This is a genomic window from Haloarcula quadrata (assembly GCF_003634715.1).
In the GTDB taxonomy this organism is placed as follows: Archaea; Halobacteriota; Halobacteria; order Halobacteriales; family Haloarculaceae; genus Haloarcula; species Haloarcula marismortui.
The window spans coordinates 46,670-71,668 of sequence record NZ_RBWW01000001.1; the positions used below are offsets into that span (position 1 = coordinate 46,670).

The window sequence follows — 24,999 nt, forward strand, 5'->3', positions numbered from 1 at the left end:
CATGTCGTTCCGGGACGGCGACTTCTGAGCCAGCAATTCAGGCTATCCTTTTATTAGCCCAACGTGACAGCGAATCAATGTTGTCGCATGAACAACCCAATCGATAGACGGGTCGCAACTGCCCTCCAGTCGTATACGGTGCTTGCGGTTATTGCCATTCTCATTGGTGCCGCCGTCGTACCGTATGCGGCGTCGGTCGCCGAGGGTGACGAACAGTACGTCGCTGTAGTGAATATCGACGAAACGATTTCCAGTTCTAGCTCGCAGGACACGGTACAGAAGCTCCGCGAACTCCGCAGCAACGAGTCAGTCGAAGCGGTCGTCCTCCGGATATCGAGTCCCGGGGGAAGCGCCGCCTCCAGTGAGTCGATGTATCTAGCCGTCAAGCGGCTTTCGGCGGAGAAACCGGTGTACACAAGCGTCGACCAGTACGCCGCCTCCGGCGCGTACTACACCGCGGTCCCGAGCGACCGCATCTACGTGACGCCGGCCAGTCTCGTTGGCCACGTGGGTGTCATCGGAACCGCGCCGAGCGACGGTCTGAGCCCCGCCGCCACCACTGGCCCCGACAAGGCCCATCGAGGGATGACGCGCGACCAGTACTACGCGAGCCTCGAATCGATGAAGCGAGCCTTCGTCGGAGCAGTCATGACCGAACGCGGTGACAGGCTCAATGTCTCCCGCGAGACGGTCGCTGAAGCGTCGGCCTATCAGGGCGGTCGCGCGGTCCAGACCGGCTATGCGGATGAGGTCGGTGGACTCGAAGCCGCGATAGCCGGCGCGGCCGGAGCCGCTGATATCTCGGAGTATCAAGTCGTGTACCACAACCCCGCGGACCCGCGAGGGCTGCTCTTCCTCACTGGCGGGAGTGAGGCCGGCGGGAACGCTACCGTCGCCGCCAAAGGCGCACCGTACACGTTCCAGGGCGTCGACACAGTCCACTTCCTCATGATATACGGCACGCCGGAGAATCAACAGGTCGTCTACAACAGCACCGCACAGGGAGGTGCCTGAAATGGCAGCCGATAGCTCACGTTCGAGTCCGGTCATTCGAGCAGGATTTTTCATCGGGATACTCGTCCTCTCGGTGATTGTCGGCACCGTCGCGATTGGTGGCGGTGCGCAATCGGCCCCCGATGTAAGTCAGGTGAATGCCCCGTCGTTCAACAGCGGCGAATCCGTTGCGACTCCGGCGGACGAGAGCGGTGACCTCTCGATGTCGGCCGACGCGTCCGAGAAAGTCGTCGTTATCGACGTTGCTCACGCCGGCGATATCGACCGCGAAGCGCTCACGCCGCTTGTCTCGACCCTGACCGAGAACGGGGCGACAGTCCGCTACCACGTCGGTGAGCGACAGAGCGGGAGCCCGTTCAACGAGTCACTCCGTTCGGCTGACGCCCTCGTCGTTCTCGGCGCAGAACAGCGCTACACCGAGAGCGAACTGAACGGCCTCTCCGCGTTTAGCGACGCAGGCGGTCGCGTACTCTTGCTGAACGAGCCGTCACAGGCGAGTCCCGCCGGCTTGGGACTGTTCGGCCCGATTCGGTCGGATAGCGTAACCAAGCCGATGGCCCCACTGGCGAGCCAGTACGGCCTCTCGTACGGGAACGGCTACCTGTACAACATGCACGAGTACGACACGAACTACCAGAACGTCTACGCGACGCCGACGGGCGATACGGAACTCACATCGGGCGTCGACCGAGCGGTCTTCTACGCCGCGATCCCCGTTCAGGGCGGTGACACCGCGCTCACGACGACGGAACAGACAACGCTCTCGAAGACCCGGCGACAGGACACGTACGGCGTCGTTGCCCGCTCGGGGAACGTCGTCACTGTCGGTGACACGAACGTGTTCACGCAGGAGTTCCTCTACCGAGCCGACAACGAGCAACTGGTCGGGAATCTGCTTGATTTCCTCGTCACAGGCGAGAAATCACCCGCAGACGCACCACAGACCGCAGAGTCCGGCGAGTCCGGACCTGGCGGGTCGCTCCCCGGAACGGGAATGGGTGGCGGCACGGTGCCGTCGGAACCGGATTCGACTCCGGCTCCCGAACCGAATGAGACGATGATGCCCGACGAGTAGGGCATCACCGCCCGCTTTCGTCGGGGACACCGGCAGAACAGGAATAACGAAGCAATTGCCGAACCGCGGCGAGTGCAGTCAGTCGTCGATGTCGAACACGCGGCGCAGTTCGCGCTCGATCTCGTCGACGTATTCCGAGAGCACGGCGTCGAGTTTCTCGTCGTCGACGATGACCGCCGAGAGCCGCTCTGTCGGGTTCTCGGGGAGTTCGACACTGAATTCGCCGTCATCGTAGAACGGCTCTGACTCGTTGAGGATCTGCTGGTCGATCGCGTGGACGAGTTCGGAGTCGTACGTGTCGTTCATCCGCTCGAAGGCGTTCTTGTAGGCCTTCTGCAGTTCTGGGAAGTAGTTCGCGTACTTGTCCTCGAACTTCTCGGGATCGAACGTTGTCATTGCCAGAACGGTACAGGGCTGGGGATAAAGATGGCCCGATGTTCAGCGTTGTATCGTGCGTGCGTCCTTCTGCGGGAGATACATCGTGAGGTACGCGACGAAACAGATGCCGAAGATGCCACCCAGAACGAGAAAGACACGGATATCCAGCCCGGCGATAGCTGTGAGAATCTCCTGTAGCGTCGTCCGCGGGTTCGCAAAGCCGAACGTCTCAGTGTAGGCTAGCAGGCCAGCAACGACGACAAGTGCGATATCGAACAGGCCCCGAGAGTCCATCGTGGGGTGTTCGGAGAAGCGGACGTATAGCTTTTATTGCTGATACTGGCGGTGGGAGTCGGACGTTGCGCCGTCGCGCGGGATGTCTCCGCTACGACAGTTGGTCGCTGATAATCTCGTCGGCCGCCTCGATGAACGCCGACTCCTCCCCGGCAGGGATAGTCGCACCCGCCGCGATGTCGTGCCCGCCGCCGTCGCCGCCGACGGACTGAGCGGCGTCGCGCATCACGACCGACAGGTCGACGCCCCGGCCGACCAGCGGGCCGGTCGCCCGAGAGGACACCTTCGTCTCGTCTTCGTCGGTGCTAGCGAACGCGATGATGGGCTTGTCCGAATCGACACCATCGGTCCCCAGCGCCATCCCGGCGACGATGCCGACGATAGTCTCGCGGATGGCGTCACCGGCGTCGAACCACTGGACGGTCCCCGCCGGCGTGACGCCGCGCTCCTTGACCAGCGTGAGGCCCTCCGAGAGGTTCCGGCGGTGGTTCGACAGTAGCGTCCGCGCCCGCTCAAGCGGCGCGTCACGCTCGCCGAGACACACTGCCAGCCCCACGTCCGCTCGCTCGTAGCGGGCGGTGGCGTTCAAAAGCGTCGAGAACTCGCTTGCGTCCCGGAGTTCCGTCCCGCGCGGTTCCGCAGTCAGCGTGTAAGTCGTGCCGATGAGCGTCTCTATCTTGTCCGCCGGGACGCCCCGCTCGACAGCACGCTGGACCAGCCCACTGGCGACGGTCTGGCGCTCGTCATCGGAGAGGTCCGCCCAAGTGCGCCAGTTGCCGGCAGACGCGCTCCGCGCGCCTCCCGAAGCCGGTCCCTCATCGCTCGACCGGCCGCCGTCGGCTTTCAACTCCAGCCCGAGGCCTTCAAGGAACCGCGTCGCACCGGCCTGGTCGTTCGAGATGCCCGGAATCGGGACTTCAGTGGCGTATTCGAGCAGTTTCGGCAGCGGTCGGGTCTGTTTGCCGTACAGCGAGAGGTCGGTGCCCTTCTCCAGCACATCGGCAGCAATCCCCTCTTCGACGAGACCAGCGTTGGCTCCAACGAGTTCGCCGCCGACGGCCTGCATGTCCCCGACTGCGCCGACAACCGCCAGCGCGGCGAGGTCGCGGTTGTCCGTTTCTCCAGTCGAGAGTGCGCGGGCGAGGACGTACGCCGCGCCTGCACCCGAAAGCTCCGACGCGCCATTGATGCCTTCCAGCAGCGGATTGAGATGCGTCTCGAAGTCGGCGTAGCCGTCGGTGGCGACGACCGCGTCGGGGTGGCAATCATCCGGGTCTGACGGCTGGTGATGGTCGGCGATGATTGCCTCGAAATCGCCCGCGGCGACGTGCTCGGAGATCACGTCTAGCTGGCCCGAGCCGAAGTCGGTGAACAAGACAGTGTCGTACTCGCGGGCTGCGATGCTCTCGATTTCGGCGGCGTCGAGTTGCTTCTTGAAGACGGTCTCGACAGGGATGCCGGCCCGTGACAGCGCCGCGGTGGCGATGGCGGCGCTGGTCAGCCCGTCGGCGTCAATGTGGGAGGCCAGCAACACGCGGTCGGCCGCTCGGAGTCGGTCAGCGCAGGCGGCCGCGCGGTCGGCGAGCGCTGGAACGGGGCCGGTCGTAGTCATCGTACCGGGGATAGGTGCGCTCCGGCATAAAAACGTTCAGACGCGCGGGCATTTGTAGTAGAGCGGCCTGCCCGGTCAGGCGACCTTCCGCTGGTCGCTGAGTGTGACAGTCTGGTCGGCTGTCTCAACAGTTGTCCGGATGGTTATCCAGCCGTCCGCCTGTTCGATAGCGTAGGCGTCACCGAACGACAGGTCGACGCGCCGGGTCGTGGTGTAGGATCCGTCTGCTTCGAGTGTCCCGACGTCCTCGGAGCCCTCCCAGACCACGTCGCCACCAGTGGAATTCCCGGCGTAAATCCGTGTGTAGACGGTGATGTCATCCGCCGTACTGTTCTGCTGATTAGTCAGCGTGGAGGTCACGTCACGACAGGTCTGCCCGCACTCTTCGATGGAATCGACGGTGAACGCGAACGGCGGGGTGCTTGCCGCGCCGCCGTCAGAATCCCTGGTATCGCCAGTATCGGTGGTTGTAGTGTCGCTCTCGGTGGCTTCAGCTGTTTCCGTCGGGAACTCCGAGATGTCCTCGCCGCTGCTTTCCGCCTGAAACGGGCCGATACCGGCGACGAACGCCCCGCCGACACCCGCTAGCAAGAGCGCGATGACGCCACCCATAGCAAGTAGCTTCCCGTTCATGTTAGCCACCGACCTCGCCTGCCACGTCACTCATGGCCGGTCCGGGGCTGGCGTCGCTCCCGCTGGCGAGGAACTCCTGAACCGCTTCGACGATCGCCGTCACGAAGTCAGGGACCTGATCCGGAAGGCCGCCGGGCGGGCCGACGGCGTTCGTCGTGTCGTCCCCGTCGGCAGCCGGTACGGCCGCGGCCGCACCAGTGAGGAGTGTCAGTGCGAGCGCCAGCGTCCCGACCGTGCGCAGTAGGGTTCGTGTCATCGTCACGTGTTCGTTGCTCCCGGCACCCCATCAAGTAGCCAGACAGTAAGGTCGAATAGTCACTGATTTCAGTCGTTTTAGCCGATTAAACTCGTCCTAAACCGAGTGAAACCCTGTTATTATAACCGCATCAGTCCTACTCTGTGACATGAATGCTGTTACGACCAAGCCACAGTCGGAGCCGAATCGAGTTATCTGCCTAACGGAGCGGTCCCGATGAGCCTCCTCCGGCGGTTCGCGTTCGCGATCCGCGCCAAACTCAACGCGCTGCTCAATCGGACATCGGACCCGGCGGCGGAGCTAGATTACTCCTACGAACAGATGCGGGACGAACTGCAGGACGTGACTCGCGGTATCGCCGACGTGACGACTCAGAAGAAACGGCTGGAGATACACCGAACCCGGTTGCGGTCGAACGTCGAGAAACACGACACACAGGCCCGGGCCGCCCTGCAGGAGGGTCGTGACGACCTCGCGCGCCGGGCACTGGAAAAAAAGCAGGTGAACGTCAGCCAGATAACGGAGCTGACGGGTCAGATAGACGATTTACAGGAGACACAGGACCGACTGGTCGGCAAGCGGGCCGAACTGAGCAGCCAGATAGAGCAGTTCCGGACGAAAAAAGAGACGATGAAAGCCCGCTATCAGGCCGCCGAAGCGTCGGCACGGGTCTCGGAGGCGTTTACCGGTGCTGGCGATACGATGGCCGACGTACACCGCTCCATCGAACGCGCCACGGAACGCACGGAACAGATGGAGGCACGCGCGGCCGCACTGGAGGAACTCGAAGCCAGCGGCCAGCTTGAATCCGTACTCGACGAGAGCGATTCAATCGACCAGGAACTCGACCGCCTCTCGGGCGAGCGGGCCGTCGAGAACGAACTGGCGACGCTGCGGGCTGAGATGGACAACCGCAAAGCCGTCGAAGAAGCCACAGAGTAGCTCGGGGAGACGGCAAAACCGAACCGAAACGTTACTCGTGGTGAGTCGGAGCGGCCGCCTCGACAGCCTCGCAGGCCAGCGCCTCGAAGTCGGCCTGGTCGGGAATGACATCGACCGAGATGCCGGCGTCCTCGGCCGTCTCTCGCGTCGGCTGGCCGATTGCGCCGACAGTTGCCTCGTTCAGTCCGTCGATGGCAGCCTCGCGGAGACCGAGGTCCGCAGCCGCATCGAGGAAGTGTTCGACCGTGAGCGATGACGTGAACAGCGCCGCGTCGAGGTCCCCGCTTGCGGCCAGCTCCGCGGACTCGCCCGAGCCTTCCGGACGGACCAGCCGGTACAGCACGGTTTCATGGACGTATGCACCAGCGGCCTCCAGTCCGTCAGTTAGCACCGCGGAGCCGTGGTCCGACCGGGCGACTTCGACCCTTGCGCCGGCCACCGCTCCGGACAGCGTTTCGACGAGTCCCGTCGAAGAGTACTCGGCGGGGATGATGTCGACGCCGTAGCCGGCCTCGTGGAGCGCCTCGGCGGTCGAATCGCCAATAGCACATACCGTCGCCTCGCCGGCGTCCCAGCCGGCTTCGGCGGCGAGTTCGACGCCGGTCTTGCTCGTCAGGACGACGTAGTCGGCGTCAGAACGGGGCGTGACTTGCCCGCCGGTGGCCTCGGCATCGTCGGCCGTCGCCGGTTCGATCGCAAGCATCGGGTCCGGAACCGGGTCAGCGCCGAGGGATTCGATGAGTTCGACTGCGTCGTCTAAGCGGTCATCGTCAGGCCGGAAAGCGGCTACGCGCAGACGTGGTTCCTCGCGCATCAGTACCCCTCCAGGAACTCCACCACCCGCTCGCGCTCGCCGGCAACCTCGCCAATGACAGTGATTGCAGGCGGTTCGATGCCGGCCTCGTCACGAACGGAGACGATGGTGTCAAGCGTCCCGGTGGCGACCTGCTGGTCCGGCCAGGTCGCGCGTTCGACGAGCGCGACCGGCGTATCGGGGTCCATCCCCGCCTCACGCAGGGCGTCGGTGTACTGCGGGAGTTTGCCAACGCCCATCAGGACGACGAGCGTGCCGCCCGTCGCGGCCAGCGCGTCCCAGTCGACGGCCGATTCGTCCTTCGTCGGGTCCTCGTGGCCGGTGACAAAGGAGACCGAAGACGTGTAATCGCGGTGCGTGACCGGAATCCCGGCGGCTTCGGGGCCGGCGATAGCGCTCGTAATTCCCGGAACGATCTCGACGGGAATTCCGTTCTCCGCGAGATGGGCCAGTTCTTCGCCGCCGCGGCCAAACACCATCGAGTCGCCGCCTTTCAGTCGGACAACAGTGTTACCCTCCTCGGCGAGTTCGACCAGTCGGGCGTTAGTGTACTCCTGGGGCGTCCACTCGCCGCCGGCGCGTTTGCCCACGTCTTCGCGTTGCTCCTCGGGAATCATCCCGATGATTTCGGGGCCGGGGAGCTTGTCGTGCAACACCACGTCGGCCTCCTCCAGCAGGCGCTTTGCCTTGACCGTCAGCAGGTCTGGGTCGCCGGGACCGGAGCCGACCAGATACACCTTGCCGGGTGCAGCGTCCGTCATTCCTCGTCTTCCTCCCGCGCCGTCGAAGCGTCGTCGTCTGCCTCCGTCGAGTCCCGCTTGGCCTCGGCGATGAGGTCGTCAGCGCCCTGTTCGGCGAGTTCCGCTGCGAGGTCCTGTGCCGCATCAATGTGGTACTCAGCCGGGATGTCACGGCCGACCGAGACTTCTTCGGTGCCATCCTGTGAGAGGACGCGAACTCGCGTGTGGATGACGCCGCCCTCTAACTGGGCGTGGACGCCGATCGGCGCGACACAGCCACCGCCGAGTTCTTCGAGAATTGTCCGCTCGACAGTCGTCTCGATACGCGTCTGGGGGTCGTCCAGCCGGTCTTTGATGTCCAGCGCGAGGTCGCCGTCGACAGCGGTCACCGCTAGTGCGCCCTGTCCCGGAGCCGGCACGAACTGGTCGGGGTCAAGGTCAGACATCCCGACGTAGCGCGTGAGACCGGCCCGGTGAAGGCCTGCCTTCGCCAGCACGATGGCGTCGTATTCTACATCCGGGTCCCGCTCCATCGCCCGCCGTTCGAATTCGGTGAGGTCGTCGAACCACTCCTCGACCGTGCGGTCGTAGGGGTGTTCTTCTTCTTCGTCAGTGTCGGGGTCGCCAGCGTTGCCCTTCCGCTCCTGTTCGGCCTCGTGGCGCTCCTGATGTTCCTGCTGGAGCGACGGGGCCAACAGCTTCGCGAGACGCGTGTCGACGTTGCCCCGAAGCGGTTCCACGGTGAGGTCGTCGCGTTCGGCGAGCAACTGCGCCTTGCGTCGCAGGCTCGACGTGCCGACGGTCGCGCCCTCGGGCAGTTCTTCGAGCGAGCGGCCGTCGGGCGTCACCAGCACGTCCTCGGCGGCGGCCCGCTCGGGGACCGCCGCGACAACGAGGCGCTCGGGCCGTTCGGTCGGCATGTCCTTCATCGAGTGAACCGCCGCGTCGAGTTCGCCGTCAAGCACCTTCTCGTCAAGGCTGCGCACGAACGCGCCAGTTTTCCCCAGTCGATGAATGAGTTCGTCCCGTATCTGGTCGCCTGTCGTCTCCACCTCGACGAGTTCGACTGCCAGTCGGCGACTGCTCAGCGAATCCCGAACCGTCGCCGCCTGCCGCAACGCGAGGTCAGAGCCCCGCGTCGCCAGTTGCAGTGTCTCCCCGCGTGTTGTCATACCCGACACTCCTCGGTCAGCGCGTAAAAACGCACTTCTTCGCCGATTCGATGTCGCTACGCAGTCATCTCAGCGAACACAGTTCCGAGCACGCACTGTGAAACGAATCCCCCAACAAATGCCGTCACGCCGCCGGCGACGAGGGCAAAGTCGGTCAGTCTGTTGAGCATGTTGACGGGACCGACGCTGATTGTGAGGACGACGTACGCGTGCAGGAGCACGTACATGGCTGGCAGAAAGACCGCCGTACAGAGCACGCCGGCAGCCGTCGCGCGTCGAATGACCGGCGGGGCATGGCTAACGACCGGGAGGGAACTGGCCAGGGCCATCGAGTACGGCTTTGTAGAGGATACACGTAGTTCTGTGGTGCAGTCTGCGAGTCCCAGCCGCGTTACCACGGCTCGTTTTTCAGGCCGAGCAGGTAGGCGATACCGTTGGTCACGATGTGTAGCACCGGCGTCGCGACGACGACCACGACCAGCACCGGGAGCGTGAACGTCTCGGTGAACCACGACGGCGCGGCCACGAACGCACAGAGCAACGCTCCGACGACGAAATCCAACTGGTCCAGCCCGGGAAACGCCGCCCCGCGCTCGCGGCCAGTCCGGCGTTTGAGGAAGGACGCACCGATATCTCCAAGCATCGCGCCGAACGCGAGTCCGAGTCCCGCGCGGAGCGAAAACGTCGGGAGGTCGGTCCCCAGTGCGGCACTCACACTGGGCGTGACCTGCGTGAGTCCGAGCGCAAGCGCTGTTCCGGCGGCGGTGCCGATCAGCGTCCCGCGCCAGGTCTTACCGTCGCCCAGCACTCGCCGCCCACCCCACGTTCGGCCACCGTCTATCGGTCTGCCGCCACCAGCGAGTACCGCGGCGTTGTTCGGGATGTACGCCGGCAACATCGCCCACAGCGCCCAGACAACCGTGTCGACCGTCTCCATATCCCCGCCGTCTGCCCCCGTCGTCTTAATCTGTGTGACTCGCTGCGATGGGGTTGGCGAGAGTGGCCACAGACTCTGGGACTTACGCGGACACGCCGACACCCGTTGCTGGTCACGAGTCTAAAAAAAGATCGAGAACTGGCCTCAGAACGGCGCTTCGGGGCCTTCGTCATCGTCGCCGCCAACGTCGCCGCCGCGGGACTCGCCGGGGAAGGACGGACTCATGCCGCCGCTGCCGCCGGACATCCCTTCCTGCTGTTCCATCCCAGTTCGGGCGGTGACCTCGTTGATCTCCGGGATCTCCTTGGTCATACGCGTCTTGATGGCCTGAATGGTCATCGGCGAGATGCCACAGCCGGAACAGGCGCCGCCGAGGCGGATCGTGACGCTGCCTTCCTCGCGGTCGATTTCCTCGATGGCCGCGCTTCCGCCGTGCATCTGGATCTGGGGGAAGTTGCGGCGCAGGAAGTTCGTGATTCGCTCGCGCAGGTCGTTGGCGTCCTCTGTCTCAGTGCTCATAGTGAATTGTATTCCGTCCCGGGAGGGCTTAGACCTTTGGACTAACATCTATATCACGGGGGCGAAACCGCGGCCCGCGGGCACCTATCCGTAGTTACCCTGAACATACCTGAACCTTCTACGAGCGGGGCGAGTAGCCCGTCGTATGACACCCCCCGCTGACGAAACGCGGCTGTTCGAGTGTGTGACCTGTGGCGGCGTCGGCATCGGCGACAATCGGCCGACGTGCTGCGGCGAGCCGATGGCGGCGACCGAGACAGGAAACACGGCGGTCAGCGAGCCGTCACTGGAAACCCTGCTCAAGACGGTCTTCGATATGTCCGGGACCGAACTGGACATCTGTCTCTGCGTGATGGAAGGCGGTGAGTTGACTGTGGCAGCACTGGCCGAGCAAATCGGCTACGACCGGAGCGTCGTCGCACGCCATCTCAACCATCTCGCGGCGTTCGGCGTCGTCGAGAAGCGCCGCCGAATCAGGCCGGCGGGTGGGCACGTGTACGTCTACACGCCGCAGCCGCCGGAAGTAGTGCGTGAGCGGCTCCGCGAGGAGTTCCTGTCGTGGGTTCGGCTGGCGACCGCACAGTTGGATGACTTGCAGCGTGAGAAAGTCGAGGCGATAGCCGATGCCGAAACTGACGAGCGGCAGTGGACCGTGTTTCAGGAGCAGTAGCGATGAGCCAATCGCCTCAGATGCGGTCGGCAGTCACAGCGTAGACGACCGCGAGGACAGCCCCGTAGACGACGTGCCACAGCAGCGACGGCGGCGCGAAGTTCGGGAACGGCGGCGAGGCCGGCGAGCCGACCGCACCGAGCCAGACTGGCATCAAAAGCGCGGCGAAGAGCACCCATGTGGCGACGCCCCAGCCGACGCCGAGTCCAAGCAGTTTGCCGGACGATTCCAGACTGAGGACCCTCGCTAGCCCGGCAAACATTACGCCCATCACAGCCCCGTGCGAGAGGTGGACGACGAGCCCAGCCGCCGGGCTTGGCGGCGGTGCGAGCCCGTACAAGGACGGGATTGCGACGGCGAGCGTCGCTGTGTTCATCACGAGAATCAATGCGCCCATGACGGCGCTGCCGGCGATACCGCCGAGAACACCGGCTTTCCAGTTGCCGGTACTGACATCGTACGTCTGTGTCGTTTCTGTTGTCGTTGACATGCATACGAACAGTCATGCCGTCTAGCAAAAGAGCCGGCGTGGCTGTTCGACCTCGTGGCACGTCCCCGCAAGAACTATACACCGGCTCTCGCCGGCATGGGCAGGCAGGCAACCAAGTTTCAAGCCGGGGCCGGACGGACAGGTGGTATGGCAGACTCCGACACAGTGATGGCTCGGTTCGATACCCCGGACATCGACGACCTCCCCGAGGACCTGCAAGCGCGTATCGCAGAGGAAACCGACCGCGCCGGCTTCACGCCGAATATCTTCCCGGCGATGGCGTATCGCCCCTCGCATTTCCGGGCGTTCTTCGCGTACCACGACGCCTTAGTCGAGGAGACGGCGCTCGAACGAGAAGAGGTCGAGATGATTATCGTCGCCGTCAGCGGCGTCAACGACTGCCTCTACTGCATCGTCGCCCACGGCGCGCTCCTGCGTATCTACGCTGACGCGCCCAAGCTCGCCGAGCAGGTCGCCGCGAACCATCGGACGGCCGAGATTAACGAGACGCACAAGGCGATGCTTGATTTTGCCGTCAAACTGACAGAATCGCCAGCCCGTATCGAGGACGAAGACCTCGAACGGCTGGAGGAACACGGCTACAGCCGCCGCGCCATCTGGGACATCGGCAGCGTTGCGGCCTTCTTCAACCTCTCGAACCGCCTCGCACAGCTCGCCGACATCCGCCCGAACGACGAGTTCTACAATCTGGGCCGCTGATGCGGCCAGCGTGCTGACCGCCCGCTCTCACGTCGCCTCGGCCGGCCGCACCGTGTCAGCGCCACACTCCGGACAGCTCAGGTCTTCGACCGTCGCCGCGCGCTGTGCGAACTCGGTCCCGCAGTCATCACAGCGGAACCTGTAGTGTTGTTCTCCGGAGCTAAACAGCTCCGATACCGTGTCAAGCACACCCATACTAATACACTCAACGTCGAACCCCCAAAATCTTCCGGCTGAAGTACATTTCCGGCGTGGTTTGATACATATAGCATACATCACAGCGCGTATCTATACACCTAGTAGTTCTGGTCTTGCCTATCAGGGTCATCCACAGGTGTATGAACAAAACACTCTATCTGATGCAGAAGGACAGCGAAACGCGGATCGAAGTTGACGACGATGGCTACGACCGGATCATGGAGAACGGCAATGTTGTCGGTCACCATATGAGCAACCCTATCGTCAAGCTGACGTAAGTTCGACACAGTCCCGAAGCATCGCTGCTGACGCACAACATCCGGGAGTTTTTGCCGCTGGCTGTTGAACCGGTGTCCAATGAGTGACGCCGACGGCGGTCCGAAGCAGGTCTCGGACCCGGCCTACCACAGCGAGAACCACACGGCCGCCCAGACCTGCGGCTGGACGAAAAACGCCCTTCGCGGCGAAGGGAAGTGTTACAAGTACATCTTCTACGGCATCGAGTCCCACCGCTGCATCCAGATGACGCCGGTCGTGAAATGCAACGAGCGGTGCGTGTTCTGCTGGCGGGACCACGCCGGCCACGCCTACGAACTCGGCGACGTGGAGTGGGACGACCCCGCGGCGGTCGCCGACGCCTCCGTGGAACTCCAGCGGAAGTTGTTGTCGGGCTTCGGCGGCAACGACGAAGTCCCCCGCGAGGTGTTCGACCAGGCGATGGAGCCCCGCCACGTCGCCATCTCGCTGGACGGCGAGCCCACCCTCTACCCGCACCTGCCGGAACTCATCGAGGAGTTCCACGACCGGGACATCACCACGTTCCTCGTCTCTAACGGGACCAACACAGAGATGCTGGAGCGGTGTGACCCGACCCAGTTGTACGTCTCCGTCGACGCCGCAGACCGACAGACGTTCGACTCGACGGTGCAGGCGATGGAGGACGACGCCTGGGACTCGCTCATCGACACGCTGGACGTGCTGGCCGAGAAAGACGACACCCGCACCGTCATACGGACGACGCTGGTCAAGGGCCACAACATGCACCATCCCGAGTGGTACGCGGCGATGTGTGACCGGGCTGACGCGGACTTCGTCGAGATGAAGGCGTATATGCACGTCGGCCACTCGCGGGGCCGCCTCGACCGCGACTCGATGCCCGACCACAGCGAGGTCCGGGAGTTCACACGAGAGATGGGCGAGTACCTCCCCGACCACGACGTGCTGAAGGAGGTCGAAGACTCCCGCGTGACGATGCTCGCCGAGGATGAGAACACGTGGGTCCCGAAACTGGAGAAGTCGAGCGAATTCTGGGAGCGGGACGCGCTCGTGGAGTATTGAGGCGACGGGCCGGAACCCATCACAGCAGTGTGATGTGGCTGAACGTGTTAGGCAGCGAGTTAAATTGTATCCAGCACAAACGGTAAAACGCGCTTTCAGGACCAACCCTGTCTCAGTTTCTCTCCGTTCCAAAAGTGGAATGCATTCCACCTTCGGTATGCTTATCCGGCGGGAATCCCTACTGCGGCGCATGGCTGAATCAACGGGACAGGGCGTCGGTCGGGACGAGCTGGCGACGCTGAAACTGCTCGCCCTCGACGGTGCGCTCGATGAGTCGACGAAAGTGTCCTGTGCCGATCTCGCCGAACGGCTGGACGCCTCGAACCAGACCGCCTCGCGGCGGCTCCAGCGGCTCGAAGACGCCGGGCTGCTGGCCCGGGATATCGTCAGTGACGGGCAGGAGGTGGAGCTGACTGGCGACGGTGAGCGCCGCCTCCAGTCCGAATACGCTGACTACCGACGGATCTTCGAATCCGACGCCAGCGTCGACCTGACCGGCGTCGTCACCTCGGGAATGGGCGAGGGTCGCCACTACATCACGCTCCCGGGCTACATGGAACAGTTCATCGAACGGCTTGGGTACGAGCCTTTTGCAGGCACTCTCAATCTCGAACTCACGGCCGAGAGTGTTCGCAAGCGAGCGCGGATGAGCGCCATCGAGCCCGTCACCATCGAGGGCTGGGAGGACGACGAGCGGACGTACGGTCCCGCGTACTGCTACCCCGCCTCGATAGAAGGGAGCGATGGCGAGTACGAGCCGGCCCACGTCATCGCCCCCGAGCGGACCCATCACGGCGAGGAGCAACTCGAAGTAATCGCGCCCGAGAAGCTCCGCGAGGTGCTGGAACTGGCCGACGGTGACGAGGTGATCGTGCATGTCTCGGAGTGAGGAAACCGCCGTTGACGCCGACAGCGTGGCCGACGCCGTCGCCGCCTTCGCCCGCGGCGAGCCGGTGCTGATCCACGACGCCGCCGACCGCGAAGGTGAGACCGACCTCGTCTACCCGGCCGGGGCCGTCAGCCCCGACGCCGTCGCCCGGATGCGCAACGACGCCGGGGGCCTCGTCTGCGTCGCGCTCTCGGACCGCGTTGCCGAGGCGCTAGAGCTCCCCTTCATGCAGGAGGTCCTCAGCCACCCGACGGCGGCCGACCACGACCTCGCCTACGACGAGCGCTCCTCGTTCTCGCTGACGGTGAATCACCGCGATACCTTTACCGGCATCACCGACGACGACCGCTCGCTGACGATTCAGGAACTGGCCGCCGTCGCGGCGGACCCGGACCCGGACGCGTTCAGCGATGCCTTCCGGTCACCGGGCCACGTTCACCTTCTCCGGGCGGCCCCGGACGGCCTCGCTGACCGCGAAGGCCACACCGAACTCGCGCTCGCGCTCGCGGCCGCAGCCGACCAGCCCGAAGCCGCCGTCGTCTGTGAGATGCTGGACGACGAGACGGGTGCAGCGCTCCCCCCGGCAGCGGCACGGGCCTACGCCGACCGCGAGGGCCTCGTGTACGTCGAAGGTGCCAGCCTGCTAGAGCGATTCGACTGATACTGGTGGCTGTAGCTGAGACAGAGTAGTCGCCACTCCGTGCCGCAGAATTATTGAGAGAGCAACGTCCGACAGTGTGGGAAGAAGACAGCCAGTGTTTATTTCCAGCAATCACGGGACTGGACCGGTTTGCGAGTCAGAAGGGAGTATCCGCCGCCGCTGCAAGTTGTCTGAGACCGCTGGCGACGAGGTACAGCGTCGCTCCAGTGAACAAAGCGATACCCACGGCCCGAGAGAGCCCGGGCACCGGTGATTCGACGACACCGGAGAGATTTCGCGTGATGACCTCGGCCTGAATCAGGAGCAGGCCCAGCGGAAGCAACAGGACAGCGACGCTGCGGTGGAGCGACCGCTTCAGGGAGGACATGTGCGGTGCGGACGGCCAGATTCCACTAAAGCGTTTGTGCTCGCCGGGGCAGTGCTCCGTACTGGCCGTACGAGACAACGCGACCCTGACCCGCGGGGGTATCGTCAACACTCTTAACCACGGGAATCAATGGGGTAGATATGACACACGACGAGACAGCAGGAGGCACCACCCGCGGGCACCGCGACTGTCAGCTCACCGGAGGGGTCGTGCGATGAGCGACCGCCCGGAGATGTTCGAGGGGACCGACCGGATCTGGATGGATGGCGAGTTCGTCGACTTCGAAGACGCACAGACGCACGTTCTCACACACGCGCTGCACTACGGGACCGGCGTTTTCGAGGGCGTTCGCTGTTACGACACTGAACAAGGACCGGCCATCTTCCGCTGGGAGGAACATCTGGACCGCTTGTACAAGTCCGCGAAACCCTACGACCTCGACATCGAGTTCAGCAAAGACGAACTCACCGAGGCGACGACGGAACTCATCGAGACGGAAGGGTTCGAGTCGTGTTACATCCGCCCCATCGTCTACTACGGCTTCGACTCGCTCGGCGTGAGCCCGAAAGACTGCCCGACGAAGACCACTATCGCAGCGTGGCCGTGGGGCGCGTATCTGGGCGAGGAAGCGCTGGAAGAGGGCGTCGATGTGATGGTGTCGTCCTGGCGCAAGCACGCCTCCAGCCAGATTCCGACCAACATCAAGACCACGGGGCTGTACGTCAACAGTATGCTCGCCGGCGAGGAGGCCCGCCGGAACGGCTACACCGAGGCCATCGTCCTGAACAAGGAGGGGAACGTCGCCGAAGGCCCCGGCGAGAACATCTTCATGGTCCGAGACGGCGAAATCTACACGCCCGGGCTGGCCGAGAGCATCCTCGAAGGCATCACCCGCAACACCGCGATCACGCTCGCCGAAGAGATGGGCTACACCGTCCACGAGGAAGCGACTATCTCTCGCGGTGAGCTGTACACCGCCGACGAACTGTTCTTCACCGGCACCGCGGCTGAGGTCACGCCCATTCGGAGCGTCGACGACAACGAGATCGGTGAGGGGACGAAGGGGCCAGTCACTGACGAGCTTCAGTCGGCCTTCTTCGACGTGATCGAGAGCGGCGACCGCGAAGAGTGGTTCCACTACGTCTGAGAGCGCACTGAGCGGCGCTATTAGTCGTCCGCGAGGTCGTCCTCGTCGGCGACCGGAATCGGCGTCGCGTTACTACGGTCCGTGTCGCCGAATCCGGCGCTAAGGATGCGCGTCAGCGCTTCTTCGACGCGTTCATCGATTTCCTCGTAGCGGTGCGGTTCGACCTCGACGACGTAGCCGGTCGTGATGTTCGGCGCCGTCGGCAGGAAGAGTACCTCACGGCCGTCGTCGGTGGTCTGTCCCGTTTTGAACGCCGTCATCCGCATCCCGTCCCACACTTCGAGTTTCACCGGCGCCTGAAGGTCTTCGGTTCCCCCGACAGCCGTTTCGACCGCCATCTTCGAGGCGTTGTACACCACCCGGAGGCCCGGCACGTGGTTCATCGCGTCGTCGATTGCGCGTTCGACGATATCGCCGAAGGCTGTCCGCATCAGATAGCCGATGGAGAACACGATGAGGATGAAGATAATCAGCGTCGTAAACACCCGGGCAAGTTCAACAGACGAGGTACCCGAGGGAAGTCCGAGCGCCGCTAGCAGTTCGCCGTCAATCGCTGGGATAACCGCCGCCGACGCAAGGATTGAGTAGAGATAGAGGATAACGTAAATCGTCACCAGAAGGGGCAACAGGATGATGAGGCCGCTCGCGAAATCGCGCTTCCACGACGTTGAGGAGGCCATACAGATACGTATCGGGCGCGGGATATGAGCCCTTTCCTTTGCTGTGTCCCATCACTGACACAGTCGCTGCCGAGGGAAAGGGGAGAATCCCACCAGACTACCACTCGGCGACGCTGCCGTCGTCGTGTCGCCAGACGGGGTTGTGCCAGTCGACCTCTTGCTGGGACTGCTCCCGGAGGAACGCCTCGTCAATCTCGATTCCGAGGCCGGGGTCGGTGGGCACGGTGACGAACCCGTCCTCGTAGTCGAACACGGACGGGTCGGCGAGGTAGTCCAGCACGTCGGTGGTCTCGTTGTAGTGGATGTCGATGCTCTGTTCCTGAATGAGTGCGTTGGGCGAGCAGGCGTCGACCTGAACACACGACGCCAAGGCGACCGGGCCGAGCGGGCAGTGGGGGGCCATCGCCACGTCGTAGGCCTCGGCCATGGCCGCGATCTTGTACACCTCGGTGATGCCGCCAGCGTGGGAGAGGTCTGGCTGAATCACGTCGACAGCCCCGTCCTCGAACACCTCCTTGTACTCCCAGCGCGAGTACATCCGTTCGCCGGTCGCAATCGGAATCTCGGTGTGGGCCGCAAGCGCCGGCAGCGCGTCGTTGTGTTCGGGCAACACCGGTTCCTCGATGAACATCGGCTCATAGGGCTCCAGCGCGGACGCGAGCCGCTTGCCCATCGGCTTCGTGACGCGACCGTGGAAGTCGACGCCGATGTCGACCTCGGGACCGACGGCCTCCCTGACCTCCCGGAGTCGCGTCGCGGCGGCCTCGACCGTGGCCGGGTTGTCGACGCGCTCGATTTCGGGCGTTGCGTTCATCTTCAGCGCCGTGAACCCGGCGTCGACCTGCTCCTGAGCGGCGCTGGCTACGTCGGAGGGCTCGTCGCCGCCGATCCACTGGTACACCCGAATCCGGTCCCGGGCCTGGCCGCCCAGAAGCTGGTGGACCGGCGCACCGAGTTGCTTCCCTTTGATATCCCACAGCGCCTGGTCGATGCCGGCGATGGCGGACATCAGGACCGGGCCGCCGCGGTAGAAGCCGCCGCGGTACATCGCCTGCCAGTGGTCCTGGATGTTCTCCGGGTTCTCTCCGATGAGATAGCTGTCGAGCAGTTCCTCGACGGCCGCACGCACGGTGTGTGCTCGACCCTCGACGACGGGTTCGCCCCAGCCGACGGTTCCATCGGCCGTCTCTAGCCGAAGGAAGAGCCAGCGCGGCGGGACCTCGAACAGTTCGTAGTCGACGATGCGGTTCCCGGCCGCGTCGTCCGCTGTCATGCCAGTGGTCCCCTCGCTGTAGTACACGAAGCAGTCCCGCTGGGAGCACTACGCGGCGCGTCGAGCCGCGCTCCGTCGGTCTGTGGAGTCATGTGAGACACACATAGGAGACGTGTATATAGTCGTTGTGTGATTCCAGAACCTACCGCTCGCGGTGTCGCTCCCACGTACGGACGAGCCCGGCAAGCGTCTCGTTGACCGGGACCCGCTCGGTCGCAGTCTCGGCGACATAGCCGTTGATGGCATCTATTTCGGTTTGCTGACCGGCCGAGATATCCTGATACATCGACGAATGGTTGGCGGCGGTGTCGTCGACCACACGCTCGACGAGCGACACCGCACGCTCGTCGGGGAGGTCGATGCCCTGCTCCCGGGCGACAGCGGCCGTCTCGCGGGCCGCGTCCGCGGCGATGGCGTCGGCCGGCGAGTCGGCTAGCGCGCCGTTCTCCACGCGGGCGAGCGCCGTCACGGCGTTGATGCCGGCGTTGACCGCGAGTTTCTCCCAGAGGCGGGTCGGCATGTCCGCTGCGACGGTCGTCTCGATACCGGCCGCGCGGAAGGCAGCCCCGACGCTGTCAGCGACCGCAGACTGACCGCCGTTGCGCTCTCCCAGTACGACCTCGCCGCGGCCGGTGAACGCCACAGTGCCCGGTTCTCGAAGGCGTGCCCCATAGGAGCATGTCCCCGCCAGCACCGAACAATCGAGTACAGCGGCTAACTGCGATTCGTTGCCCATCCCGTTCTGTAGCGAAAGACAGGCATCAAGCGTACAGTCGGCAAGGTCCGCTGCAACGGTAGCGGTGTCGTAGGCCTTGACCGTCACCAGCGCGAGGTCGGCACGTTCCGGCATCGCCGTCTGTGCGTTCGGGTGGACCCGAAACTCCTCGGCTCCGACGACCGAAAGGCCACGCTCAGTGACCTGACTCACGTGTGGCTCGCGACCGACAAGCGTCACGTCGTGTTCACGAGCGAGCAGGCCACCGACGAGGCTGCCGAGGCTCCCGGCCCCGACGACGACGATATCCATACCGACGGGCAGGGACGGCCCGGACAAAAACCCATCACCGGCGTGCCGGAATCAGCACGCACTTGACCGCGAGCGACGAACGAGCGGCCATGAGCGACTCCGACGACGCCGAGGCGGTAGTTCGGGCCATCGACGAGATCGGTATCGACCGGCTGACCGAAACAATCGTCACGGCGTGGGAGGGCATCGGTGGCGGCGTCGAACCGGGTCCGACCTGGCCACAGGACGAGACCACACAGCGGTTCGAGCTATCCGACCCGGACGAACCGGTCGGGCTGGACCTGCTCGCGGCCGTGCTGGACGCGTCACCACGAACACCGGCAGAAGCATTCGTCCATCTCGGGTTGGGGCGACGGGACAACCCCGGTGCGGAACGGTTCGCTGTCGAGACGATTGCGGGCCACACCACTGTTTCGGCTACCGACACCCACACGACTGGAACAGTGCCGGTCACGGCAGAAACGTTCGATGCGCTGGCACAAGTCTACGGGGGGACACTGGTGTACGTGGCCATCTACGACGACGACGGACGCGCGATTCTCGAACGGGACTGGACGACGCTGCGGTTCTCGCTCCCGCCGTCGGCCGCCGAGACAGTGCAGGAGGCAGTCGGGCCGGCCGTCGCCGAGCGGTTCGAAGCGACGTAATCACCGCCACATATGCAGTCGGTGCTTCCAGACGACCACCGATCCGTTCAGTCCTCCTGCCAGTAGTAGATGTCCTCCTTGGGCGCGTTGCAGGACGGACATTCGTCGGGAATATCCTCGATCTTGCCCATCTCACCGCATTCCCAGCAGCGCCACATCAGTTCGGCCTCGCCCGCGGCCCCGGCGCTGAGATGCTCGCTCGACATGGACTCAATGCCGTCCTCGACCGTGACGTAGAAGCCGTGTTCGTCGAACCCGCGGATGGTCCCGAGTGCGTCCCCGTCCTCGTCGTACACTGTCTGTCCGAACGAATACTCCTCGCTTTCGATGTTCGTGGTCATGTCAGCCATACATAGAGCTAGTCGGTCCGAAATGTGTTAAATGCTACCGCAAATCAGGAATTGCATGATCGACGAGCCGAACCGAAGGAGAGCGAACCCACCGGTCACCGGATGATACGCCCGCGTCGCTACTGCGAGAACAGGCTGTTGTGGACGGGTGCGAAATTGCTCTCCTGACTATCCTCGACAACGGAGTCGGTGACGGCGTTACCGTCGACGCCCGCGTCAAGGAAGTCCGCGAGCGGCGGCCCAACGTTGTCTGGTTCGACGAGGAACGCGTCGTGGCCGTGGTCGGAGTCGATGACGTGGTGGGCGACGTTCGCGTCGGCCGCCCGGAGCGAGTCGGCTAGCGCCTCCGCCTGCTGGGTGGTGAAGTGCCAGTCGGCGGTAAAGGACATCACCAGCGCGTCGCCGTCGAAGGCCGCCAGCGCGTCCGCATCGGACTCGAACCCGGCGGCGAGGTCGTAGTTGTCCATCGCCCGCGTCAGGTAGAGGTAGCTGTTGGCGTCGAAGCGCTCGGTGAACTTCTCGGCGTTGTAGTCGAGATACGACTCCACGTCGCGGTACGGGAAGAACGCGCCCGCGGCGTCGGTGGGGAACGTGCGGACGGCGTCCCGACCGGCGGCGCGGCGGCCGAAGCGGCGCTCCATCGACGCCTTCGAGAGGTACATCACGTGGCCCAGTTGGCGGGCCAGCGCGAGGCCGTCGCTTGGCGGCTCGTCGTCCTCGCCGTAGTAGTGGCCCTGCTTCCAGTTCGGGTCGGTCGTGATGGCCCGGCGGGCGATGGCGTCGAGCGAGAGACACTGCGTGTCCAGTCGCGCGGCCGCGGCGATGGGAACGATGCGGTCGACGTGGTCCGGGTGGCGTTTGGCCCACTCGATGACGTTCATGCCGCCGACGCTGCCGCCGACGACGGCGTGGAGGTGGGGAATCCCGAGTTCGTCAAGCAGCGCGCGCTGGGCTTCAGTCCAGTCTGTGACGGTGACCGGCGGGAAGTCGGTGCCGTAGGGCTCACCCGTCTCGGGGTTCTCGCTTTTCGGCCCTGTTGACCCATAGCAGGAGCCCGGCACGTTCGCACAGACGACGTAGTACTCCGTGGTGTCGATGGCTTTGCCCGGCCCAACGATATCGTCCCACCAGGCGCGGGCCTGATCGGCGCTGTCGACTCGGTCGCGGCCGGCGACGTGGGCGCTGCCGGTCAGCGCGTGACAGACCAGCACCGCGTTGTCGCCGTCAAACTCCCCGTAGGCTTCGTAGGTGATTTCCAGATCCGGAATCGTTTCCCCGCAGTCGAACTCGAACTCGCCGAGCGAGACAGTGTTGTGTTCGACGTTCATGTGACTCGTTCGATGGCCTCGTCGATATCTGCGATGATGTCTTCTGGGTCCTCAATACCGACGCTGAACCGGAGGAGGTCCGGCGTGACGCCGCTGGCACGCTGTTCCGCCTCGCTGAGCTGGGCGTGGGTAGTCGAAGCCGGGTGGATGACCAGCGTCTTGGCATCGCCGATGTTCGCAAGGAACTGGGCGAGGTCCGTCTCCTCGCAGAACCGTCGACCGGCATCGTAGCCGGCTTCCAGCCCGAACGTGACGATGCCGCCGAACCCACCGGAGAGGTACTGCTGTGCCAGGTCGTGGGTCTCGTGGCTCTCCAGCCCGGGATAGGTGACCCAGGCGACTTCGGGGTGGTCTTCGAGGTGCCGGGCGACAGCCATCGCATTCTCGCAGTGGCGTTCCATCCGCAGAGAGAGGGTTTCCGCGCCTTGGAGGGTCGCCCAGGCGTCGAACGGCTTCTGGCCGTCGCCGAGCGACCGGAGCGCGCGCTGGCGGGCGGCGACAGAGAAGGCTCGGTCGCCAAAGGCTTCGGAGAAGTTCTTCCCGAAGGCCTCGTTCTCGCCACCCAGTTCCGGGAACTTCTCGGGGTACTCGTCCCAGGGGAACGAGCCGCCGTCGACGAGGACACCGCCGACGGTCGTCCCGGAGCCGTGGATCCACTTCGTCGTCGACTCCCAGAGGAGGTCCACGCCGTGGTCAAGCGGGTTGCACAGAGCCGGCGTCCCAAACGTGTTGTCGACGAAGACGGGCACACCGTGGTCGTGGGCTACCTCGGCGATTTCTTCCATCGGTGGGACGACCAGCGACGGGTTGCCGATAGTCTCGAAGTGGACGTAGGCCGTGTCCTCGTCAATGGCCTCAGCGTAGGCGTCCGGGTCGAGCGTGTCGACGAATCGTGTCTCGATGCCCCGGCGGCTGGCGGTGTTGGAGTAATACGAGTGGGTGCCACCATAGATAGAGGAGGCCGTTACGATGTTGTCGCCGTTGGCCGCGAGGACGAACGTCCCGGCGTCGAGCGCGGCCATCCCCGACCCCGTCGCGACGGCGTCGACGGCGTTTTCGAGGGAGGCGATGCGGTTTTCGAGCATCCGGACGGTGGGATTGTCGAACCGCGAGTAGACGTTGCCGTCGTCATTCAGGGCGTACCGGTCGGCCGCGGTGTCGGCGTCCTCAAAGACGTACGACGAGGTCTGATAGATGGGCGGCGCGCGTGCCCCTGTGGCCGGGTCCGGCTCCTCCTGGCCGGCGTGGACACAGCGCGTCCCGAATCCGTAGTCGTCAGTCATGTGCAGTATGCATATATCTCTAGCTATCTATAACTCATAGTTACGGCAATTCTCTCTTATTGTGAATGGGTGTCATGGAATCGGGCCGCCCGCCAGCGAAACCGAGGGAGAGGGTATTTGTCGGTGGCTGTCTACACGCCGGTATGGACCACGACACTGCCGGACGAACCAGCCGACAGATTCTCGACGCCGTCGGCAGTGCCGTCATCGCTGACGACCACTTCCTCGAAACCGTCATGACCGGGATTCTCGCCCGGGGGCACGTCCTGCTCGAAGACGTGCCGGGCACGGGGAAGACGCTCACTGCCCAGTCGTTCGCGACGGCGCTTGACCTCTCCTTCAAACGGGTGCAGTTCACGCCGGACCTGCTCCCGTCCGACATCACCGGCTCGAACGTATTCAACGAGGCCACCGGCGAGTTCGACTTCCAGCCCGGCCCCGTCTTCGCCAACGTCGTGCTGGCCGACGAAATCAACCGTGCACCGCCCAAGACGCAAGCCGCGCTGCTCGAAGCGATGGGCGAGAAGCAGGTAACCGTCGACGGCGTGACCCACGACCTGCCCGAGCCGTTCTTTGTTATCGCCACGCAGAACCCCGTCGAACAGGAGGGGACCTTCGGCCTGCCCGAGGCCCAGCGGGACCGCTTCATCGTCAAGACCTCGATGGGGTATCCCGACTTCGGCGGCGAACGCGAACTCATCGACCGGCGGGCCGACCGGACCGCACAGGCACCAAGCGTCACCAGCGTCATCGACGGCGAGCGGCTGCCGGCGCTCCAGCGGACTGTCGAATCGGTCACCGTCGACGGCACGCTCCGGGACTACGTCGTCGAACTCGGCCGCGCCACCCGCGAGGACGACCGCGTGGATGTCGGCGTCTCCCCACGTGGGATTCAGCGGCTGTTCGAGGCGACCCGCGCCGCCGCGGTCCTCGACGGCCGCGACTACGCCGTCCCAGACGACGTGAAAACTGTTGTCGAGGAGGCGTTCGCCCACCGACTCGTCCTGACCGCCGACGCGGGCGTCCGCGGCGTCGACCCGGCAACCGTCGTCGACGACGTGCTGGACCGCGTCGAAGTGCCGGCCGTCAGTCCCTAACTGCTCAGGTTCGCTCGGTCTCGCGCTGTCGCTCCCGCTCCTGTTCTCGGACCGCCGCGCTGTCTTCAATATCTTCCAGCGTCTCCGTTTCGAGCAGTCGTTCCAGTTTCCGCTCGAACTGTTCGTCGGTCAGTTTCCCGTCGGCGTACCGGCGGCGCAGTCGTTCCAGCGGTGTTTCGTCGTCAGCATCGCTTGACAGCGCTGGCTCGACTTCATCAGCATCTGCTGCCTCCTCGTCCGTATCGCCGTACAGCAACTCCGTCAGCGGGACGACCACCACGTAGCCGACGAGCAGCGCCGCGAGCCACCACTCCTGACCCGTCACGAGGGCAACGAGCCAGAACCCGGTGACTGCCAGAGAGGCGAGTTCCGTCGCGTTGTCTCTGGCCCGTCGCAGCGGGGACCGGTCGGTCATACTGCAGACTTGTCACCACACCACAATGTATTG

33 protein-coding genes are annotated in these 24,999 nt (G+C 64.4%); 12 read left to right on the forward strand and 21 right to left on the reverse strand.

Going from position 1 to position 24,999, the window contains the following annotated elements; all coding sequences use genetic code 11:
• Window positions 1-87: 87 nt before the first annotated feature.
• Together BDK61_RS00285 and BDK61_RS00290 are read left to right on the forward strand one after the other, a co-directional pair.
• The gene (locus BDK61_RS00285) at window positions 88-1,014 is read left to right on the forward strand and encodes a S49 family peptidase (protein WP_121301991.1); all 927 of its coding nucleotides are present in this window, start codon (window positions 88-90) and stop codon (window positions 1,012-1,014) included.
• A gap of 1 nt (window position 1,015) precedes the next feature.
• Window positions 1,016-2,089: a DUF4350 domain-containing protein gene (locus tag BDK61_RS00290; protein WP_121301992.1), complete on the forward strand. Its 1,074-nt coding sequence runs from the start codon at window positions 1,016-1,018 to the stop codon at window positions 2,087-2,089.
• 78 nt (window positions 2,090-2,167) lie between these two features.
• Here BDK61_RS00290 and BDK61_RS00295 read toward each other — a convergent pair whose 3' ends face one another.
• From BDK61_RS00295 to BDK61_RS00315, 5 genes are all read right to left on the reverse strand, one after another.
• Complete coding sequence (locus BDK61_RS00295; RefSeq protein WP_004964702.1) at window positions 2,168-2,485, reverse strand: DUF5783 family protein; 318 nt, start codon at window positions 2,483-2,485, stop codon at window positions 2,168-2,170.
• A 42-nt stretch (window positions 2,486-2,527) separates the two neighbouring features.
• Window positions 2,528-2,761: a hypothetical protein gene (locus BDK61_RS00300; protein ID WP_004964704.1), complete on the reverse strand. Its 234-nt coding sequence runs from the start codon at window positions 2,759-2,761 to the stop codon at window positions 2,528-2,530.
• Between the two features lie 91 nt (window positions 2,762-2,852).
• On the reverse strand, window positions 2,853-4,373 hold the full coding sequence (locus BDK61_RS00305) for a single-stranded-DNA-specific exonuclease RecJ (RefSeq protein WP_121301993.1): 1,521 nt from the start codon (window positions 4,371-4,373) through the stop codon (window positions 2,853-2,855).
• Between the two features lie 75 nt (window positions 4,374-4,448).
• The gene (locus BDK61_RS00310) at window positions 4,449-5,006 is read right to left on the reverse strand and encodes a hypothetical protein (protein WP_167467348.1); all 558 of its coding nucleotides are present in this window, start codon (window positions 5,004-5,006) and stop codon (window positions 4,449-4,451) included.
• 1 nt (window position 5,007) lies between these two features.
• Window positions 5,008-5,262, reverse strand: a complete 255-nt coding sequence (locus BDK61_RS00315) for a hypothetical protein (RefSeq protein ID WP_011224615.1) — start codon at window positions 5,260-5,262, stop codon at window positions 5,008-5,010.
• Window positions 5,263-5,478: 216 nt separating this feature from the next.
• On the opposite strand from BDK61_RS00315, the gene BDK61_RS00320 reads away from it, so the two are divergent.
• Entirely contained in the window at window positions 5,479-6,204 is a 726-nt protein-coding gene (locus BDK61_RS00320; RefSeq protein WP_121301994.1) for a PspA/IM30 family protein, read from the forward strand.
• 31 nt (window positions 6,205-6,235) lie between these two features.
• Here the strand turns inward: BDK61_RS00320 and BDK61_RS00325 are convergent, their stop codons facing one another.
• The 6 genes from BDK61_RS00325 to BDK61_RS00350 all read right to left on the reverse strand — a co-directional run bounded on the left by BDK61_RS00325 (window position 6,236) and on the right by BDK61_RS00350 (window position 10,386).
• Window positions 6,236-7,018 (reverse strand): uroporphyrinogen-III synthase, encoded by a 783-nt coding sequence (locus BDK61_RS00325; protein WP_121301995.1) that lies wholly within the window; start codon window positions 7,016-7,018, stop codon window positions 6,236-6,238.
• Window positions 7,018-7,779: a uroporphyrinogen-III C-methyltransferase gene (gene cobA, locus BDK61_RS00330; protein ID WP_121301996.1), complete on the reverse strand. Its 762-nt coding sequence runs from the start codon at window positions 7,777-7,779 to the stop codon at window positions 7,018-7,020. The genes BDK61_RS00325 and cobA overlap by 1 nt, the downstream gene beginning before the upstream one ends.
• Window positions 7,776-8,930, reverse strand: coding sequence for a hydroxymethylbilane synthase (hemC, locus tag BDK61_RS00335; protein ID WP_004964722.1), 1,155 nt, complete (start codon window positions 8,928-8,930; stop codon window positions 7,776-7,778). Before hemC ends, cobA begins: the two co-directional genes overlap by 4 nt.
• A 56-nt stretch (window positions 8,931-8,986) precedes the next feature.
• Window positions 8,987-9,259: a hypothetical protein gene (locus tag BDK61_RS00340; RefSeq protein WP_004964725.1), complete on the reverse strand. Its 273-nt coding sequence runs from the start codon at window positions 9,257-9,259 to the stop codon at window positions 8,987-8,989.
• A gap of 62 nt (window positions 9,260-9,321) precedes the next feature.
• On the reverse strand, window positions 9,322-9,867 hold the full coding sequence (locus BDK61_RS00345; RefSeq protein ID WP_004964727.1) for a CDP-2,3-bis-(O-geranylgeranyl)-sn-glycerol synthase: 546 nt from the start codon (window positions 9,865-9,867) through the stop codon (window positions 9,322-9,324).
• Between the two features lie 144 nt (window positions 9,868-10,011).
• Entirely contained in the window at window positions 10,012-10,386 is a 375-nt protein-coding gene (locus tag BDK61_RS00350) for a NifU family protein (protein ID WP_004964731.1), read from the reverse strand.
• Window positions 10,387-10,531: 145 nt separating this feature from the next.
• Here BDK61_RS00350 and BDK61_RS00355 point away from each other — a divergent pair, with 145 nt between their 5' ends.
• Window positions 10,532-11,056 carry a helix-turn-helix domain-containing protein gene (locus BDK61_RS00355; RefSeq protein WP_121301997.1) on the forward strand — a complete coding sequence of 175 codons (525 nt, stop codon included), beginning with the start codon at window positions 10,532-10,534 and terminating at the stop codon, window positions 11,054-11,056.
• A gap of 16 nt (window positions 11,057-11,072) precedes the next feature.
• Here BDK61_RS00355 and BDK61_RS00360 read toward each other — a convergent pair whose 3' ends face one another.
• Window positions 11,073-11,546 carry a DUF6789 family protein gene (locus BDK61_RS00360; protein ID WP_011224606.1) on the reverse strand — a complete coding sequence of 158 codons (474 nt, stop codon included), beginning with the start codon at window positions 11,544-11,546 and terminating at the stop codon, window positions 11,073-11,075.
• A gap of 147 nt (window positions 11,547-11,693) precedes the next feature.
• On the opposite strand from BDK61_RS00360, the gene BDK61_RS00365 reads away from it, so the two are divergent.
• A complete protein-coding gene (locus BDK61_RS00365) occupies window positions 11,694-12,266 on the forward strand; it encodes a peroxidase-related enzyme (protein WP_004964739.1) in 573 nt (190 codons plus the stop codon).
• A 27-nt stretch (window positions 12,267-12,293) separates the two neighbouring features.
• On the opposite strand, the gene BDK61_RS00370 is transcribed toward BDK61_RS00365, so the two are convergent.
• Window positions 12,294-12,461 (reverse strand): FmdB family zinc ribbon protein, encoded by a 168-nt coding sequence (locus tag BDK61_RS00370; protein WP_007189649.1) that lies wholly within the window; start codon window positions 12,459-12,461, stop codon window positions 12,294-12,296.
• A 143-nt stretch (window positions 12,462-12,604) separates the two neighbouring features.
• On the opposite strand from BDK61_RS00370, the gene BDK61_RS23180 reads away from it, so the two are divergent.
• The 4 genes from BDK61_RS23180 to ribB all read left to right on the forward strand — a co-directional run bounded on the left by BDK61_RS23180 (window position 12,605) and on the right by ribB (window position 15,352).
• Window positions 12,605-12,742 carry a hypothetical protein gene (locus BDK61_RS23180; protein ID WP_004964745.1) on the forward strand — a complete coding sequence of 46 codons (138 nt, stop codon included), beginning with the start codon at window positions 12,605-12,607 and terminating at the stop codon, window positions 12,740-12,742.
• Between the two features lie 79 nt (window positions 12,743-12,821).
• Window positions 12,822-13,802, forward strand: a complete 981-nt coding sequence (gene twy1 / locus BDK61_RS00375; protein WP_004964756.1) for a 4-demethylwyosine synthase TYW1 — start codon at window positions 12,822-12,824, stop codon at window positions 13,800-13,802.
• A gap of 190 nt (window positions 13,803-13,992) precedes the next feature.
• Entirely contained in the window at window positions 13,993-14,691 is a 699-nt protein-coding gene (locus BDK61_RS00380) for a DUF120 domain-containing protein (protein ID WP_004964760.1), read from the forward strand.
• Window positions 14,678-15,352, forward strand: a complete 675-nt coding sequence (ribB, locus tag BDK61_RS00385; protein ID WP_121301998.1) for a 3,4-dihydroxy-2-butanone-4-phosphate synthase — start codon at window positions 14,678-14,680, stop codon at window positions 15,350-15,352. Before BDK61_RS00380 ends, ribB begins: the two co-directional genes overlap by 14 nt.
• 136 nt (window positions 15,353-15,488) lie before the next feature.
• Here ribB and BDK61_RS00390 read toward each other — a convergent pair whose 3' ends face one another.
• Window positions 15,489-15,719: a hypothetical protein gene (locus BDK61_RS00390; protein WP_008311264.1), complete on the reverse strand. Its 231-nt coding sequence runs from the start codon at window positions 15,717-15,719 to the stop codon at window positions 15,489-15,491.
• A 214-nt stretch (window positions 15,720-15,933) separates the two neighbouring features.
• Here BDK61_RS00390 and BDK61_RS00395 point away from each other — a divergent pair, with 214 nt between their 5' ends.
• Window positions 15,934-16,866: a branched-chain amino acid transaminase gene (locus BDK61_RS00395; protein WP_004964767.1), complete on the forward strand. Its 933-nt coding sequence runs from the start codon at window positions 15,934-15,936 to the stop codon at window positions 16,864-16,866.
• A 20-nt stretch (window positions 16,867-16,886) separates the two neighbouring features.
• Here BDK61_RS00395 and BDK61_RS00400 read toward each other — a convergent pair whose 3' ends face one another.
• The 3 genes from BDK61_RS00400 to BDK61_RS00410 form a co-directional block, all read right to left on the reverse strand.
• Window positions 16,887-17,546 carry a DUF502 domain-containing protein gene (locus BDK61_RS00400; RefSeq protein ID WP_007189652.1) on the reverse strand — a complete coding sequence of 220 codons (660 nt, stop codon included), beginning with the start codon at window positions 17,544-17,546 and terminating at the stop codon, window positions 16,887-16,889.
• A gap of 97 nt (window positions 17,547-17,643) precedes the next feature.
• The gene (gene dgoD / locus BDK61_RS00405; RefSeq protein WP_121301999.1) at window positions 17,644-18,819 is read right to left on the reverse strand and encodes a galactonate dehydratase; all 1,176 of its coding nucleotides are present in this window, start codon (window positions 18,817-18,819) and stop codon (window positions 17,644-17,646) included.
• 142 nt (window positions 18,820-18,961) lie between these two features.
• Entirely contained in the window at window positions 18,962-19,846 is an 885-nt protein-coding gene (locus tag BDK61_RS00410) for a ketopantoate reductase family protein (protein WP_011224598.1), read from the reverse strand.
• A gap of 89 nt (window positions 19,847-19,935) precedes the next feature.
• On the opposite strand from BDK61_RS00410, the gene BDK61_RS00415 reads away from it, so the two are divergent.
• Complete coding sequence (locus BDK61_RS00415; RefSeq protein ID WP_121302000.1) at window positions 19,936-20,493, forward strand: hypothetical protein; 558 nt, start codon at window positions 19,936-19,938, stop codon at window positions 20,491-20,493.
• Window positions 20,494-20,540: 47 nt separating this feature from the next.
• Here the strand turns inward: BDK61_RS00415 and BDK61_RS00420 are convergent, their stop codons facing one another.
• The 3 genes from BDK61_RS00420 to BDK61_RS00430 form a co-directional block, all read right to left on the reverse strand.
• Window positions 20,541-20,843, reverse strand: a complete 303-nt coding sequence (locus BDK61_RS00420; protein ID WP_004964778.1) for a DUF7130 family rubredoxin-like protein — start codon at window positions 20,841-20,843, stop codon at window positions 20,541-20,543.
• A gap of 119 nt (window positions 20,844-20,962) precedes the next feature.
• On the reverse strand, window positions 20,963-22,171 hold the full coding sequence (gene metX, locus BDK61_RS00425; RefSeq protein ID WP_007189657.1) for a homoserine O-acetyltransferase MetX: 1,209 nt from the start codon (window positions 22,169-22,171) through the stop codon (window positions 20,963-20,965).
• Window positions 22,168-23,454 (reverse strand): O-acetylhomoserine aminocarboxypropyltransferase/cysteine synthase family protein, encoded by a 1,287-nt coding sequence (locus BDK61_RS00430; RefSeq protein ID WP_004964783.1) that lies wholly within the window; start codon window positions 23,452-23,454, stop codon window positions 22,168-22,170. Before BDK61_RS00430 ends, metX begins: the two co-directional genes overlap by 4 nt.
• Before the next feature lie 143 nt (window positions 23,455-23,597).
• Between BDK61_RS00430 and BDK61_RS00435 the strand changes: the two genes are divergently transcribed.
• Complete coding sequence (locus BDK61_RS00435) at window positions 23,598-24,551, forward strand: AAA family ATPase (RefSeq protein ID WP_004964785.1); 954 nt, start codon at window positions 23,598-23,600, stop codon at window positions 24,549-24,551.
• 4 nt (window positions 24,552-24,555) lie between these two features.
• On the opposite strand, the gene BDK61_RS00440 is transcribed toward BDK61_RS00435, so the two are convergent.
• The gene (locus tag BDK61_RS00440; protein ID WP_011224594.1) at window positions 24,556-24,966 is read right to left on the reverse strand and encodes an SHOCT domain-containing protein; all 411 of its coding nucleotides are present in this window, start codon (window positions 24,964-24,966) and stop codon (window positions 24,556-24,558) included.
• Window positions 24,967-24,999: the final 33 nt, after the last annotated feature.